This is a genomic window from Dolichospermum heterosporum TAC447 (assembly GCF_024584745.1).
In the GTDB taxonomy this organism is placed as follows: domain Bacteria; phylum Cyanobacteriota; class Cyanobacteriia; order Cyanobacteriales; family Nostocaceae; genus Dolichospermum; species Dolichospermum heterosporum.
On record NZ_CP099464.1, the window covers coordinates 1,305,666 to 1,322,838 of the forward strand.

Annotated in this window: 10 protein-coding genes; 7 read left to right on the top strand and 3 right to left on the bottom strand. The window is 40.8% G+C overall.

Going from position 1 to position 17,173, the window contains the following annotated elements:
- The first annotated feature begins 165 nt into the window (after positions 1 to 165).
- Positions 166 to 8,916 carry a choice-of-anchor I family protein gene (locus NG743_RS05840; RefSeq protein WP_257121677.1) on the top strand — a complete coding sequence of 2,917 codons (8,751 nt, stop codon included), beginning with the start codon at positions 166 to 168 and terminating at the stop codon, positions 8,914 to 8,916.
- Positions 8,917 to 9,137: 221 nt separating this feature from the next.
- On the opposite strand, the gene NG743_RS05845 is transcribed toward NG743_RS05840, so the two are convergent.
- Positions 9,138 to 9,344: a type II toxin-antitoxin system Phd/YefM family antitoxin gene (locus tag NG743_RS05845; protein ID WP_257121678.1), complete on the bottom strand. Its 207-nt coding sequence runs from the start codon at positions 9,342 to 9,344 to the stop codon at positions 9,138 to 9,140.
- Positions 9,345 to 10,129: 785 nt separating this feature from the next.
- On the opposite strand from NG743_RS05845, the gene NG743_RS05855 reads away from it, so the two are divergent.
- Together NG743_RS05855 and NG743_RS05860 are read left to right on the top strand one after the other, a co-directional pair.
- A complete protein-coding gene (locus NG743_RS05855; protein WP_257121679.1) occupies positions 10,130 to 10,714 on the top strand; it encodes a Uma2 family endonuclease in 585 nt (194 codons plus the stop codon).
- 70 nt (positions 10,715 to 10,784) lie between these two features.
- Positions 10,785 to 11,045, top strand: a complete 261-nt coding sequence (locus NG743_RS05860) for a hypothetical protein (RefSeq protein WP_027404460.1) — start codon at positions 10,785 to 10,787, stop codon at positions 11,043 to 11,045.
- On the opposite strand, the gene NG743_RS05865 is transcribed toward NG743_RS05860, so the two are convergent.
- Positions 11,034 to 11,957: a 1-aminocyclopropane-1-carboxylate deaminase/D-cysteine desulfhydrase gene (locus NG743_RS05865; RefSeq protein ID WP_257121680.1), complete on the bottom strand. Its 924-nt coding sequence runs from the start codon at positions 11,955 to 11,957 to the stop codon at positions 11,034 to 11,036. The genes NG743_RS05860 and NG743_RS05865 overlap by 12 nt on opposite strands.
- A gap of 68 nt (positions 11,958 to 12,025) precedes the next feature.
- Between NG743_RS05865 and NG743_RS05870 the strand changes: the two genes are divergently transcribed.
- From NG743_RS05870 to NG743_RS05885, 4 genes are all read left to right on the top strand, one after another.
- Entirely contained in the window at positions 12,026 to 12,598 is a 573-nt protein-coding gene (locus NG743_RS05870) for a pyridoxamine 5'-phosphate oxidase family protein (RefSeq protein ID WP_257121681.1), read from the top strand.
- A gap of 768 nt (positions 12,599 to 13,366) precedes the next feature.
- Entirely contained in the window at positions 13,367 to 14,356 is a 990-nt protein-coding gene (locus NG743_RS05875; RefSeq protein WP_027404457.1) for a sodium-dependent bicarbonate transport family permease, read from the top strand.
- 4 nt (positions 14,357 to 14,360) lie between these two features.
- Positions 14,361 to 14,654 carry a P-II family nitrogen regulator gene (locus NG743_RS05880; protein ID WP_027404456.1) on the top strand — a complete coding sequence of 98 codons (294 nt, stop codon included), beginning with the start codon at positions 14,361 to 14,363 and terminating at the stop codon, positions 14,652 to 14,654.
- Positions 14,655 to 14,798: 144 nt separating this feature from the next.
- Entirely contained in the window at positions 14,799 to 15,284 is a 486-nt protein-coding gene (locus tag NG743_RS05885; protein ID WP_027404455.1) for a hypothetical protein, read from the top strand.
- Between the two features lie 170 nt (positions 15,285 to 15,454).
- Here NG743_RS05885 and NG743_RS05890 read toward each other — a convergent pair whose 3' ends face one another.
- Entirely contained in the window at positions 15,455 to 16,846 is a 1,392-nt protein-coding gene (locus NG743_RS05890) for an amidase (RefSeq protein ID WP_257121682.1), read from the bottom strand.
- Between the last annotated feature and the right edge of the window lie 327 nt (positions 16,847 to 17,173).

Genomic DNA, 17,173 nt, shown 5'->3' on the forward strand with positions numbered 1-17,173 from the left:
TCTTGCATGAGTGCCTTGCCATAACGACAATTTTCAACGCCAAACTACTTAATGTTTTGATAATGTTTAACTATCACTGTCTTAACCTATTTAGTTGATCCTCCTGGATAGAATCTAACTATTGTTTTTATGTGATTTATTAAAATCACAGGGAAAATCTAAATTATGGCACTAACAACAGGAAATATCGCATTTGTTGGATATAATGCAGATGGTAATGACAACATTGCTTTTGTAGCATTAGTTGACATTAATCCCAACGAAGTAATTATTTTTGAAGATAACGAGTGGAATGGTACGGCTTGGGTTGATACAAATGAAGGTGCTTTCAGTTGGACAGCCACATCTTTAGTTACCGCAGGAACAATTGTCCGCACTGACAACATTGGTAGTGGAACAATCTCAGCCAGCACAGGAACGGTCGTGGATGCTTCTGTGTTATCACCATCACGGGGGACAAATCGTGGGATTGGTGCAGGTGATGAAATAATCTATGCTTATCAGGGAAGTGCAGCTTCACCCACCTTTATTACAGCGATCGCTAGTGGTGGGTTTAATGCTACTAATGGATTACTAACCAATACAGGCCTAACTGCTGGACAGAATGCGCTGGATTTATCTACCCTAGATGATGACGCAGATATAGCAGCTTTTAATGGACTTCGTAATGGACAGACTAACTTCGCGGCATATTTGCCAATTATTAATAATCCTACCAATTGGATTGCCCAAGATGGTGCAGGTGATCAGAGTATTGATACCACAGCCCCAGATGTGCCATTTAGTAGTACAGCATTTACATTAGGTGCGGTATCCAATGCTGGTATTACCCTAACTCAAACTGGTGGTACAACCAATGTCACCGAAGGTGGGGCAACGGATAGCTATACACTGGTTTTAAACAGTCAACCAACCGCAGATGTAGCGATCTCGTTAAACGCTGGTACACAGGTGACAACCAGTACCAATTCCCTCACCTTCACCCCTGCTAATTGGAATGTGGCGCAAACTGTGACAGTGACAGCGGTTGATGATGCAATTGTAGAAGGTTCTCACAATGGTGCAATTACCCATAGTGTCACCAGTACAGATGCTCAATATAACAATATTACTATTGCCCAGATTGCAGTGGGCATTACCGATAATGACTTTCCAGCATTACCAACAGTCAATCTGGCAGTCAGTAGTAACACAACTGCGGAATCTAGCCGTAATCAAATCACCGTCACAGCAACATTGTCAGCGGCGGTATCAGGGAATCAAACCGTTACCTTAAATGCAGGGGGGACTGGGATTACTCCTAGTGATTACTCTCTCAGCACCAGAACTTTAACCATTCCTAATGGTCAAACCACTGCCACAGCTACCTTTGTCGCCACTGATGATGGTATAGCAGAAGGGACAGAAACTGCTGCATTAAGCCTCAGTACACCATCTTCAGGAATTGCCCTGGGTACAACCACAACCCAAAATATCGCTATTACCAACAATGGTTCTAGTCTTTTAACCAAAATTGGTGGTTTCACTAGCAGCAATGGTAGTGAAATTACGGCTTTTGATCCAATTAGCGATCGCCTGTTTGTAGTTGCCGGTTCTGTCGTCGAAATCCTCAATCTCTCTAACCCAGCTAGTCCCAGCAAAATCGGTGATTTGGCATTTAATACCAGTGGTGATCCTGATGGGACAACTGCGGGTGGTTTTACACTAATTCCCAATAGTGTGGCTGTCGGTAAATTAGGAACTGTAAGTGCGGGAATTGTGGCTGTAGCGATCGCCATTACCAATCAAACTACTGCTGACGACAATCCAGGGGAAGTTCAGTTTTTCAATGCGACCACAGGTGCTTTTATTAGTAAGGTGAATGTGGGCTTCTTGCCAGATATGCTCACCTTTACCCCCGATGGCACAAAGGTTTTAACCGCTAATGAAGGTCAACCTAACAATGCTTATACTACCGATCCTGTCGGTTCAGTCAGCATCATTAACCTAGCCGGTGGTGTGGCGACTCCTACCGTCCAAGAAGCATCCTTCACTGCATTCAATAGCCAAATTGATGCCCTCAAAGCGTCAGGAGTGAGAATCTTTGGACCTGGTTCATCAGTTGCCCAAGATTTTGAACCAGAATATATTACCTTTTCTGGCGATGGGACAAAAGCTTGGGTGACGCTGCAAGAAAACAATGCGATCGCTGTTGTAGACATCGCCACAGCCACAGTAGAGTCAATTTTGCCGTTAGGTGTCAAAGATTATAACAACAGCGTCAACACCACCAATCATAATGTCTTGGATGCAAGCGATCGGGATGTGAATGGTACTTCTGCTGGTGGTGGGAAAATCAATATTCAGAACTGGCCAGTTTTTGGTTTATATCAACCCGATGCGATCGCCTCTTACACAGTTAATGGTCAAACCTACTACGTTACCGCTAATGAAGGTGATACTCGGTCTTATACTGGTTTTAATGAAGAAGTTACCGTTTCTAGTCTCAATCTCGACCCCACAACTTTCCCTGATGGGGCTACCCTCAAACTTCCTCAAAATTTGGGTCGTTTGCTAGTTACGAATACCTTGGGCGATACGGATGGCGATGGAGACTACGATCAAATCTATACCTTCGGCGCTCGTTCCTTCACAATTTGGGATAGTGCTGGTAAACGGGTTTATGATAGCGGCGCAGATTTCGAGCGCATTACGGCTGCGGCTTTACCTGGAAACTACAATTCCAACAACGATAGTAATAACTTCGACAACCGCAGTGATAACAAAGGACCAGAACCAGAAGGTGTAGTTATTGGAGCAATTTCAGATCGCGTATATGCTTTCATTGGGTTAGAGCGTGTCGGCGGTGTCATGGTCTATGAAGTCACCAATCCCAACAGCCCCGAATTTGTCCAATATGTCAATACCCGCGATTTCAGCCTTAGTCCTACTTCCGGTGTAACTGATTCTGGACCGGAAGGATTAACCTTTATTTCCGCCAACGATAGCCCCAACAGTAAACCTTTATTGGTGGTTGCTAACGAAATTAGCAAAACTACTGCCATTTTTGAAGTCAATGCACCCAGTCGCATTAGCGACATTCAAGGTACAGGTCACACTTCACCTTTTGTCGGTCAAGTAGTGACGGCAGTTCCCGGTATTGTCACCGCTGTAGATACCAACGGGTTTTATTTGCAAGATCCCAACCCCGATACCAACATCGCTACATCTGAAGCTATCTTTGTCTTCACCAGTAGCGCACCTACGGTTAAAGTTGCCGACTCCATTACTGTTACAGGTACAGTCAGCGAATTTACCCCTGGTGGTGTCAGCACAGGGAATTTATCAACTACCCAAATAGGTGGCAATCCTACTATTACCATCCTTTCCAGTAATAACCCTCTACCTGCTCCCATGATTATCGGTGCAGGGGGACGGATTCCACCTACACAAATCATTGATGACGACGGACTGACATCTTTTGACCCTACCACAGACGGTATTGATTTCTTTGAATCTCTAGAAGGAATGCGCGTCACTGCCAAAAACTTAGTTGCAGTTAGTCCTACCAATAGTTTTGGGGAAATTTACACCGTTGTAGATAATGGTGTGGGAGCAACAGGTTTAAGTCAGCGTGGCACAATCAATATTTCTCCCAACGACTTCAACCCCGAACGCATTCAAATTGATGCTGACAATGGAGTATTTGATTTTGTCTTCCCTAATGTCAATGTTGGGGCTAAGTTGGGGGATGTGACGGGGGTAGTGGGTTACAACTTTGGTAACTTTGAAATCATTCCCACTGAAGCTTTTGTTAGCAATATTCAGCCTTCTACCTTGCAACCGGAAGTTACGACTCTGAATCAGGGTGGTGATACTTTGGTGATTGCTACTTATAACATCCTCAACCTTGATCCGAATGATGCTGATGGTAATACAGATATTGCCAATGGTCAGTTTACAGCGATCGCTCGGCAAATTTTCAATAATCTCAAAAATCCTGATATCATCGGTTTACAGGAGATTCAAGACAATAGCGGTAGCACTAATAATGGCATTGTTAGTGCCAGCGTCACCTTACAAACTCTTGTAGATGCGATTGTTACCGCAGGTGGCCCAACTTACAAATTCATTGACAATACTTTCATTACCAACAACACCAATGGTGGAGAACCGGGCGCAAACATCCGTAATGCCTACCTCTACAATGATAGCCGCGTTAGTTTAGTAGCCGGCTCTGTCAAAACCGTGCCGACATCTTCCTTTACAGCCTTCACTGACAGCCGACTACCCCTAATTGCCGACTTTACCTTCAACGGTGAAGAAGTAACAGTGATCAATAATCACTTCTCTTCTAAAGGCGGTAGCAGACCACTTTTTGGAGTTAATCAACCTTCAGTTGGTGGTGAATCTGGTGGCAATGGACAAGAAAACAACACCATTAACGGCTCTTTAGATCAGCGTCGCGCCCAAGCTGAAGCGGTGAAAGGTTTTGTGGATTCTGTTTTTGCCACAAAACTCAATCCTAATGTGGTTGTTGTGGGGGATTTCAATGAATTTGAGTTCATTTCTCCCTTGAACATTCTTGCAGGTAGCAACCTCACCAATCTTTCTAATACTCTGCCAGAAAACGAACGTTATACCTACATTTTCGATGGTAATTCCCAATCCCTCGATCATATTTTGGTGAGCAATAATTTGAGCAGTTCCGCCCAGGTAGATATTGTTCACGTTAATAGTGAGTTTGTAGATAATGCCCAAAGAGCCAGCGATCATGATCCCATCCTCGCTGCTTTGAAAATCGCTCCTAGCACTGCTCAATTGCCAAATGTTGATTTATCCACCTATGTCCGAGTTGGACGTTACGACCTACCCGAACCTAAACGGACAACACCACCTACCAACAGCTTACTAGCACAAGAAGTTTCCGCAGTAACTTACAACTGGGATACCGATACATTGTTCGTTGTTGGCGATGGTAGCACATCCATAGTGCAAGTATCAAAAACCGGGCAATTGATCAACTCAATGACCTTAGCTCTTGGTACTAGTCCCCAAGGTACAGACTTTTATGATACAGAAGGACTCACTTATGTTGGCGGCGGTCAGTTCGTTTTAATCGAAGAACGAGACAGACAGGCAAGCTTATTCACATATACAGCAGGGACAACGCTAACCAAAAGCAATGTAAAAACTGTCAAGCTGGGGACAACAGTCGGCAATATTGGGATTGAAGGCATTTCTTGGGACTCGCAAACTAACGGATTCATTGCGGTTAAGGAGATTACACCAGAAGGTATTTTTCAAACAACCATTGATTTTGCGGCGGGGACTGCCAGTAATGGTTCGCCTACCACAGTTAACTCAACTGACCTTTTCGACCCAGCAAAAGCTGGTATTGCCGACTTTGCCGATGTTTTCGCATTGTCGAATCTGTCAGCTTTGAACGGGAAAGCCGATTCTAGCAACATCCTGATATTAAGCCAAGAATCAGGCAAGATTGTCAAGAGCGATCGCGCTGGCAATATCTCCAGTTCACTAACCATCATCTCTGACCCTGGAAATCCCTTATCCATTGCCGACCAACAACATGAAGGTCTGACAATGGACAAAGATGGTTATCTCTATGTCGTCAGCGAAAATGGCGGTGGTGACATTGATCATCCCCAGCTTTGGGTCTATGCACCCTCCACAGCTACCAACCAAGCCCCCACCGCTGTGGTATTGAACAATAAAATCAGTGCAATTGCGGAAAACACCAGCACAAGTCCCGCCATTAAAGTTGCAGACATCACCATCACCGACGATGGATTGGGAACAAATACCCTCAGTTTAACTGGAACAGATGCCAGTTCCTTTGAGATTACGAATAATGGTTTATTTATCAAAACTGGAACTACCCTAGATTTTGAAACTAAGACCAGCTATAGCATCAACGTCAATGTAGACGACACAACCGTTGGCACCACCCCAGATGCCACCACAGCATTTACCTTAGCTGTCACTGACGTGGTAAATGAGACACCCACCAATAGCAGCATCTTGATCACTGAAGTAGCGCCTTGGAGCAGTGGTAACTCACCCGTAGCCGCAGATTGGTTTGAACTAACCAACAAAGGTACAAGCGCCGTAAATATCACAGGCTGGAAATTCGACGATAACTCCAACAGTTTCGGCTCTGCTGCCGCCCTAAGCGGTATTACAAGCATCGGCGCAGGTGAATCTGTCATCTTCATCGAAGGTGCTACCATCAACACCAATTTCCTCCCCAACTGGTTCGGTGCAAATCCCCCGGCTAACTTGCAGATTGGTAACTACACTGGTACAGGCGTGGGATTGAGTACAAGTGGTGATGCCGTAAATATCTATAATGCTACTGGTGTTCTCCAAGCTAACGTCGTTTTTGGCACATCACCAACAGTCACCTTTGCCACCTTCGACAATGCCGCCTTATTAAACAACGCCACGATCTCCACACTGAGCGCGGCTGGAGTCAACGGCGCGTTCGTAGCTGTAAATTCCAACCCGGAAATCGGTTCTCCCGGCAGGATTAACGCCCCTGCCACCAGTGGAATTACTCTGACTCAAACTGGTGGGACAACCAATGTCACAGAAGGTGGGGCAACGGATAGCTATACAATCGTTTTAAACAGTCAACCAACAGCGGATGTAGCGATCGCCATTAATCCCAACAGTCAATTAACGACTTCCGCAGTCACACTCACCTTTACGCCTGCTAATTGGAATGTGGCGCAAAATGTGACAGTGACTGCGCTTGATGATGTCCTTGTGGAAGGTTCTCATAGTGGTGAAATTACCCATAGTGTCACCAGCACTGATGCTCAATATAACAATATTACCATTAACCCCATTGTAGTCAGTATTACCGATAATGTCAACGATGCACCGACATTAGCAAATACAATTGCAGATCAAAACGCCAAACAAGATAACCTCTTTAACTTCCAAATTCCCACCAACACTTTCAGCGATATTGATGCTGGTGATGTTCTCACCTATTCAGCAACATTAGAAAATGGTGATGCTTTACCAAGTTGGTTAACCTTTAATCCCACAACTCGCACCTTTAGCGGTACTCCCACCAATGACAATGTGGGTAATTTAAATGTTAAGGCGATCGCTACAGATAAAGCCGGGGCAACTGTTAGTGATATCTTTGTAATTACAGTTGAAAATGTCAACGATGCACCCGTTCTCAAAAATCCACTTTTAGATCAAACAGTTAAGGTCAATTCTACCTTTACATTTACACTACCCAAAGATACCTTCTCCGATGCAGACGCAGTTAATCCCTATAAAAACCTCGTCATCTTTGGTGATAGCCTCTCAGATACAGGTAACTTCTACAAAGCATCCGGTAACACCTTTCCAGCACCACCCAACTATCAAGGTCGTTTTTCTAATGGCTTAGTTTGGGTTGATTACTTTGCACATGATTTACAATTTACAGACCAATCAATTCAAAACTACGCCTTTGTGGGCGCAAATACAGGAGTAAGTAATACTTTTGGGCAAATAACCGTACCTGGATTACTCACACAAATTCAGCAATTTAAAACTGTAAATACCAATTCCATCGGTAAAGATGGACTGTATGTAATTTGGGCTGGTGCTAATGATTTTCTGAATCTTGCCACAGATCCTACTCAAGCTGTGACTAGTGCAGTTACTAATATTAGTAGTGCAATTACAATTTTAGCCGGATTAGGTGCTAAAGAAATTGTTGTTGGCAATTTAGCCGATTTGGGTGCTACTCCTGCGAGTATTGCTAGTAATAATGTAGCTAATGCCAGAGCAATTTCTCTTGGCTTTAATACAGCTTTAAATCAAGCTTTAACTAACTTAGAACCAGCTCTAAATGTTAATTTATCTTTAATAGATAACTTTGGTTCGAGTACAGCAGTTCAGACTAATCCTGCTAATTACAAATTCACGAATATTACCCAACCTCTAATTACAGCCACTAATCCAGTTAATCCTGATCAATATGCTTTCTGGGACGATGTTCATCCCACAACAAGACTGCATCAGTTAGTAACAGATACATTTGAAAATACACTGCTCAATGATGGTGTAATTCCTGATTTAATTAAATATTCTGCTACTTTAGCTGATGGTAGTAAGTTACCAGATTGGCTGAATTTTAACTCCACAACTCGAACCTTTAGCGGTACTCCCACAACAGGAGTTACAGGTTCACTGGGTGTCAAGGTAATTGCGACAGATAAAGCCGGGGCAACTGTCAATGATATCTTTACTCTCGCAGTCAACCAATCTACAACTGTAGGGACTCCAGGAGATGATAAATTAATTGCCACTCCTGGTAGTCAATTCGATGGTCAAAACAATATTGTATTTACAGGTGCAGGTAAAGATGAGGTAGACTTGTCCACTGTATCTGTTTTTCCCAACTCAGGTAACAATATCGTTGATTTGGGTAGCGGTGAAGATACAATTTTTGTGAATAAAGGCGATCGCGCTTTCGGTAGTGATGGTAATGACACCTTTGATGCCAGAGATGGTCAAGGTGGCAACCGCATATCCGGTGGTGTCGGTGATGATACCTTCTACTTGGGTAGCAATGACCGGGCTTTGGGTGGTGATGGTAAAGATATCTTCAGACTTAGTCTTGGTGGTGGTAACTTAATTTCCGGTGGTGCCGGCGCTGACCAATTCTGGATTGTCAATGCTGAATTACCCAAAGCTGCAAATACCGTGCTTGACTTCCAACTGGGTACGGATGTTATCGGTATTCAAGGTGCTGTTAGCTTAGGTATTACCACCTCTACACTCCAGTTAAATCAAGTTGGTGCAGATACTGCGATTGTCTTCAATAATCAAACTTTAGCGACTCTGACTGGGATTCAAGCCAGTAGTTTGAATTTGACAGATTCTAAACAGTTTGTCTTTGCTTAGAATCTAATTCACTCATAGGGGTTTAGCGCAATGCGTTAAACCCTAACTGGGCAAAATCTTTGTGGTTTGGTTTGCATCTTTTTAATCGAAAACCACTGTGAAAAGTGTAATCAATCTCAGGAATCTGGGTTATTTCGTAATCACAACAGTGACAAACAGCAATTACTAGGTCGCGCTTCGCTATCGCTCTCCCACATCCCCAAAAAGCGATAGCATCTGCATCAAATTCCAAGTTTCTCACAGGCTGCTTCCAAAGAAATTCCATCTTGACGTTTTCTAGCGGTAAGTAATCTCGCTTCCATGGCTGGACTGCTCAACAAATAAGCAGTTTCTCTCTCAGCCATTATTTCTTGCCACATGGCAATGGGAACAACTACAGAAATTGTTTGACCTTCTGAATCACAGATGTATTGTAATGTGTTAGTCATAGTAGCTAATATAACTTACCAGATTACTAATAATTATAACCGCAAAAGTTTTTATGAGCTATACTGCAAACGGTTCATAGTTTAACCAAATATGAAACCCCTCTGGTAAACCTCTCCTTTGCACCTCTCCCTAACCCTCTCCTAAGAGGAGAGGGAAAAGGAATAATATTTAATACTGGAGAGGCTTTGAACCTTGTTCTTTGTATGATAAAAAAGTCCAGCTTCTAGCCGTTTTGAGTATATTTGTGCGATGCCTGCGGCGATCGCACCTCCCACATCCCCTACCCTAAAACAGCGAACTGCTTGCAGCAGCGCTTCCTACGGAGCGCTTCGCTATCGCACCCCCACATCCCCACAATAGCGAGCCTATTTAGTTGAGGATCGTCCAGATTTGGATTATGCAGATGGAAAAACGAGAGAGATTGCTGAAGGATTTGAACTAAAGATAATGTGCTGTTTAATCGCTTATTTGATATTGCAACTAATAGAAATACCGCAAGAATTTGGCAAAACTTTATTAGATAAACTCCGTTATCTTCAGTCCTATATGTGTCAGGAAATAAGTTATGTTCATTGGTTTAGGAAACTTATTTGGATAAGATGAAAAATAGCACTTATAGACTAAGTTTATTTCAATATGTAAAGTTTTATTACGCTATTCAACATTTCTGGATACAAAGCTATCGCTTGACAATCAAGACAGTCGCTACAAAAGTTATAATTATAACTTAGTCGAGAAACTTGTAGAAGCGATCGCCAACCCATAAAACCTATAAATTAAAATTATGACTCTCGCACAAGAAACACGCTACTATTCACCTGAAGAATACCTAGAATTAGAGGTAAACTCAGAAATACGTCACGAATATATCAACGGATTAATTATACCCATGACAGGCGGAACACCCAATCACAACCAACTTGCACTTAATTTCAGTGGTACACCCAATTATCTTCTTAAACGTCAACCTTATCAAGTCTTTGTAACAGATCAACGTCTTTGGATTGCCACCAGAAAAATTCATACCTACCCTGATATTATGGTTGTGAAAAATCCCTTAGAATATGAAGAAGGAAGAAAAGACACTTTAGTAAATCCTGTGATGATTGCAGAAGTATTATCAAAATCTACCAAAAGCTATGATAGAGATGAAAAATTTGCAGCTTATCGGACAATTCCCAGCTTACAAGAATATATTTTAATTGATCAATACACAATGCACATTGAACAATATTTTAAAACCGATAATAATAAATGGATATTTTCTGAATTTACAGACGGAGATAGTAGCTTAAACCTATCTTCTATTCCTTGCCAAATCTTGTTAGCAGATATTTATGATAAAGTAGATTTCAATACCGAAGAATAAAAAAACTCCATCTTCCTCTTTGCGCCTCTGCGTGAGATAATAATTCTAAATACCAAAGGAGTCAATAAAAATGAGTCGCATTAATCCTTATACCTTACAAATGCAAATTACCCAAATGTTTGCTCAAGGACAATCATTTTTTGCCTTAACAAAAGTTCAAGATTGGTTAAAAGAACATAATCAAAACCCCTTAGATTACGAAATTCTCTTTCATAAAAAACCTGCACCTCCCGGTTCTAAGGAAGTCATGGTCATAGAAATAGAACTTAAACGCAAAGACGGACAACCCGTAGATCCTTGGTTGCAAGAACAGGCTAATTTACACGCTTAATTTAGATATTGCATCTTGATTACCCTGTAAACCTCCCGTATGGATTAATAGCAAAGATTCCGATTTAAAAAAGCCTTTTGCAATTAAATCCATCACTCCATAAAACATTTTTCCCGTGTATATATAATCTAAAGGTATATCATGTTGTTGTTGGAAATCTTGACAAAATAGCTTTAATTTATTAGTCACTTTAGCGTAACCACCAAAATGATAATCAGATATAAGTTGCCAAGGTGCAGGAGTATTAACAAGTGTTGGTAAGCCAGAAGCTAGATAATTTGTTAATAAGTTATTGATATCTTCGTTGAGAAAATCACCATCTTTCAAAACAGGAAAACCAATTACTCTTTGTTCTTGACTTAATGATAGTGTCATTCCTGCTAATGTAGTTCCTGTCCCGCAAGCCAAACAGATAGTATTAAATTTTCTAACCGTTTGTAATATCTCTATACAACCGCGCAGACCATTTAAGTTACCACCTCCTTCAGGAATAATAAATACTTCTCCAAATCGCTGTTTTAACTGATTTTGTAATTCTTCTGTATGACGTTTTTTATATGTTTGACGATCAATATATACTAATTCCATTCCCTGTGCTACTGCAAATTGTAAAGTAGGATTGAGAGGGATATTTTCTTCTCCACGAATTAAGCCAATAGTCCGAAAACCAAACAGATTTCCTGCGGCTGCGGTAGCATAAATATGATTAGAATAAGCACCACCAAAAGTAAGAATTGTTGAGAAATTTTTCTCTTTAGCTTCCACTAAGTTATATTTTAGCTTAAACCATTTATTACCGTTAACATGAGGGTGCATTATATCCAGTCGTAAAACATATAATCTAGTATCTGCAATAGCACAGGTTTCACTATAAATTTGTTGAATAAGTGGCGGAAAAAAAATTGATGACATTTCCAATAAAAGTTAAGCTTTATCCAAATAGTATAAAATACTAAGGTTATAAAAAACATCTACTGATTATGGCTAAACTTTTTGATTTAATTACGGAAGAACTGCAAAAGTTTATTATTAATCAAAAAATATTTTTTGTGGGGACAGCGCCGCTAAGTTCGGTAGGTCATATTAACCTTTCTCCCAAGGGGTTGGAAAGTTTTCGGATTCTCTCCCCTCACCGAGTTGGTTATTTAGACGTAACAGGTAGTGGTAATGAAACATCTGCTCACTTGCAGGAAAATGGACGAATAACCTTGATGTTTTGCGCTTTTCAAGAACCTGCTTGTATTCTCCGTCTTTATGGTCAGGGACAAACTATTTTACCGGGTTCGCCTGAATGGGATTCTCTTTATCCTTTATTTCCTCCGCTTGCGGGAACTCGACAAATTATTATTGCAGATATTGAACGAGTGCAAACTTCTTGTGGTTTTGGTGTCCCGCTGTATGAATATCAAGGACAAAGAGATACTTTAGTTAATTGGGCTAGTAGGAAAGGGGAAGAAGGAGTTAAGGAATATCAACAAAAGAAGAATCTTATGAGTATTGATGGATTATCAACCCCTTTGAGTAAATCCCAGAGTGTGGATGATTGCGGATAGGAATAGATGAGATTAGTTGGTTTTATCGCTTTTATTGTGATCAAATATCCTTTTTGTTAAGCTGTTACGCAGCTAAATTTGATAACCATAATTTACTTGAACTTTGTGGTGCGGGCATCTTGCCCGCTAGAATTATACAAACTAAATGCACAACAGCTTAATCCAAAACCATGACTGTACATGGATTTTAATTATATCAGTAAAGGATGACTCTGGATGCGTTTCCCCTGCCTATTTTTGATTCAGAGTTATAAGTATTGAGACATAATTAAGTAGGTTGGCGTTGAAAATTGTCGTTACGGCAAGGCAAGAGGCAAGAGGCAAGAGGCAAGAGTGAAGAGTGAAGAGGGTTTGGGGGATTTTACGTTTCTTTACACAGTTTGGTTTTATTGTGTTCACCTACTTAATTACACAATGTTATTGTGCAAGCGTTGCGTGGCGTTAGCTATATGAAACGAAGTAAAATGAAGCAATTCCAAGGGTTGTGATTGCTTCCCCTCCCTCACAATGACTGTAAATATTTTTGTCCAATTACTTATATACTTATTCCTGCTTCCTTCAATAAGTCTTAGAAGACCCTGGAAAAGTTTTTTGCGAATATCAATATGTCCTTAGTACGCTTTGTAAGCACTAAGACGCAGATGAAGTTCACGCAGTTAAAATTATTAATAATTATGCTCCCCATTTGCAAAATACTATATCAGCAGGTATATTGGAGAGTTAAGCCTGAAATATAAAATTACGAACTCAGAATCAAATTAATAAAAAATGAATTCTAGCCCCCTATTGTCCAACATTTTAAACCCGCCAGTGTTATTCTTCTTTTTAGGAATGCTGGCGATTTTTCTGCAATCTGATTTGGAAATTCCCCAACCATTACCCAAATTATTTTCTCTTTACCTGCTACTCGCAATTGGTTTTAAGGGTGGATATGAAATTGAAAAAAGTGCCATTAATCCAGAAATTGTCCTCACTCTTTTAGCGGCTATATTCATGGCTTCTGTTGTTCCTATTTACTCATTTTTCATTTTAAAACTGAAACTAGATACTTATAATGCAGCCGCTATTGCTGCAACTTATGGTTCTATTAGTGCCGTTACTTTTATTACGGCTCAATCTTTTCTCAAAATTCTCAATATTGATTCTAGTGGACACATGGTAGCTGCTTTAGCACTCATGGAATCTCCAGCAATTATTGTGGGAATTGTCTTGGTGAGATTCTTTGCTAAAAGTCAGTTAGAAGCAGGAGAAGGAGAAGCAGAAAAGTTTTCTTGGGGTGAAGTATTAAGAGAAGCCTTTTTAAATGGTTCTGTATTTCTCCTCATTGGTAGTGTAATAGTGGGAATTCTCACAGGAGAAAAGGGTTGGGAAAAATTACATCCATTTACCCAAGATATATTCTATGGAGTGCTATCATTCTTTTTACTAGATATGGGTATGGTAGCTGCTAGAAGAATCAAAGACTTGAGAAATACAGGTATTTTCTTAATTGCTTTTGGCATTTTTATGCCTGTATTTAATGCCATGATTGGTATCTTTATTAGTAAATTAATTGGGATGTCTGAAGGAAATGCTCTTTTGTTTGCCGTACTTTGTGCTAGTGCTTCTTATATCGCCGTACCCGCAGCCATGCGAATGACTGTTCCTGAAGCTAACCCCAGTTTATATGTATCTATGGCTTTAGCTATCACTTTTCCGTTTAATATTATTGTTGGTATACCTTTGTATTTCAACATTATTAAGACAATAGGAGTATAATCAGGTGCAAGTTTTCAAAAAAGTCGAAATAATTATCAATTCTTTAGAACTACAAAAGGTGTTAAAAATTCTAGATTATATAGGTGTTTCTGGATATACAATTATTGAGGATGTCACAGGTAAGGGATACAGAGGTCGAGTTATTGACGATTTAGAAGGTCATGCACTTACCAATGGTTATGTCATGACTATTTGCAATGAAGAACAAGAACGGCAAATAGCTGAAGCTGTTCGACCAATTATCAAAAAATATGGTGGTGTATGTATTGCTGCTGATGTTAAATCAATCGTAGATTAATTAACTTTTGTAAATAACAATCAGCAAATAAAATCTAATTTTCCGATGAATTTTGGCGAATGCTCCGGTACAAAAGAAATAGATGCAGGATTACCCGGTAATAGGTTATAATTCTACATTACTATAATCATTGTACATTACAAAATGAAATCTTTAATTGCAACTTTCACTCAAAATTTAGATTTTTCGGAATCGGAAATAGAAACAATACTTTCCACACCCTTAAATGAGGTGCTGAATTCACCGGCTTTAAAACAAGAATTAGACAGTTTAGATGTTAGCTTACTCAAAAAAACCTTACCTACAGCCGGTGCAGTTTTATCTGAACATTTACCACTTTTTTATGATTGGCTAAAAAATGAATTAGGTGTTCAGAATGTTCCTGATAGTCCAGACCATACAACAAAATGGGTAGTTGGTTTTCTTAATAATCAGGAAAGTATCAATCATTTGGTTGAATTACACCGTCCCGTTCCCCACGCAGCTTTAGAACAAGCTGTTCCCCGGTTGGTGGGTTTGTTTGATGGTGTGGAAGATGTAAAAGTGCGTGAAGAATGGGAAAAAGCAGTGGCAGCACTTTGTTTAGTTTTGGTTGTTGATGCTCGTGAACAGGCAAAACTGGCTAGTTAAAATGTCTGAATCAGGATACTCAGGATTGAGGGATTAACAGGATTGAATATGGCGATATTTGCCAACTTTCTGTTTTCTAGATTATTGTCTGAATCAGGATGCTCAGGATTGAAGGATTAACAGGATTGAATATGGAGATATTTTGGGCGCAGGCCCTGCGCCCCTACCTCCTAAAGTGATGGCTGGTGTTGAATCCAAGGGTTAGCGGCTTCTAATTGGGCTGCTAGACTAATGAGGGTAGACTCAGCCGCAGGTTTACCAATTAACTGCACACTCAGGGGTAAACCATTGCTATCAAAACCGACGGGAAGGGCGATCGCAGGTAATCCGGTAGCATTTGCGACAGGGCAAGGCGCGACCCAGTGGACAATTTTGGCGAATGTCTCTTCTGGACTCAAATCTGCCCATTCACCGACGCGAATGGGGGAATGTAAATAAACTGGTAATACCAATACATCTACAGTATCAAAAAAGGTGATAATTTGCCGAGAGACAATTTGCATTTGGGAAAGTGCTTGCAGATATTCAGCCACAGAACCGGTTTTGGCGAATAACCATTGGTTCAAAGGTTGCAAAGCTTGTGACGGGATTCCCGCTGCTGCGATTCCCGCTTGCCAAACTACTTTAAATGGTTCGATTAAATTGCTAAAATCTGGGTATTTTTCCTCAACTTGATGTCCAAATTGTGCTAATAACTCGACGGTTTTAAATACTCCTTGTTGACAGTTAGCGTCAGCTTCTCCAAAGGGGAGAATATTGGTACTAAAAGCAATTTTTAAAGGATCTAATTTAACTTGAGTTGCAGACAGAAATGATGGTTGGGGATCTGGTAGCCAATAAGGATCACCAGTGACATAGCCAGAGATTACATCTAACATAGCGGCTGCATCCGCCACCGTGCGGGCAAGGGGACCATCAACAGCGATGCCCCCCAAGCGATCGCCTACAGGGGCTTTAGAAACTCTTCCCCTGGCTGGTTTGATGCCCACAACACCACAACAAGCCGCCGGACCACGCACCGAACCACCACCATCTGAACCTTGAGCGATCGCACTTAATCCTGCTGCTACCGATGCCGCTGCACCACCACTAGAACCACCTGGAGTATATGCCAAATTCCAAGGGTTTCTGGCTGGGGGAAATCCCGTAGGTTCACTGTAAGGATAAGAACCTAATTCAGAAGTTGCGGTTTTACCCAGAATAATAAATCCCCCTTGTTTAATTTTCGTCACCACGCCATCATCATGATTGGCAATATTATTTAACAGTGCTGGATTTCCATAAGTACAAGTAACACCTGCCACTGCACTTAAATCTTTAATAGAAATTGGCACACCAAAAAACGGCGGTAATTCTGAAGTTGTAGTTAGTAATTCCGTTTTATGTTTAGCATCAGCGATCGCTAAATCTGCCGTAACTGTAAAATAACTCCCCAATTGGGGATTCAAGCGTTCAATTCTTTCCAAATATACTTCCACCAACTCCAGCGGCGACACCTCCCGTAGACGGATTAATTGTGCTAACTCTAAAGCCGGAGTAAAAGCTAAATCATTGTTATTCATTTTAACTTGTTGCAAAAAAGGGAACAGGTAATGGGTAATAAACACTCATTTTCACCAGTTTAGAGCTTCAGTCAAAAAAAAGATGCTTTTAAAATATGCGTATAGGACTTACGCACTGTACAAATTTACCATGATATGAATGAACGAAATTGCGTCGTTTTCGGCTTTGGGAATAACTTATTGAGTAGGGTGCGTCAGATAGAGGGAATCTGTTTTTTTGTCAAAATATCGTGTCTGACGCACCCTACAAGGGATGAAATTTACTTCACATATTTGGGGAATCTTGTCAATGCGTAAATCCTAGCGTAGTATAAACAATACCTTGTC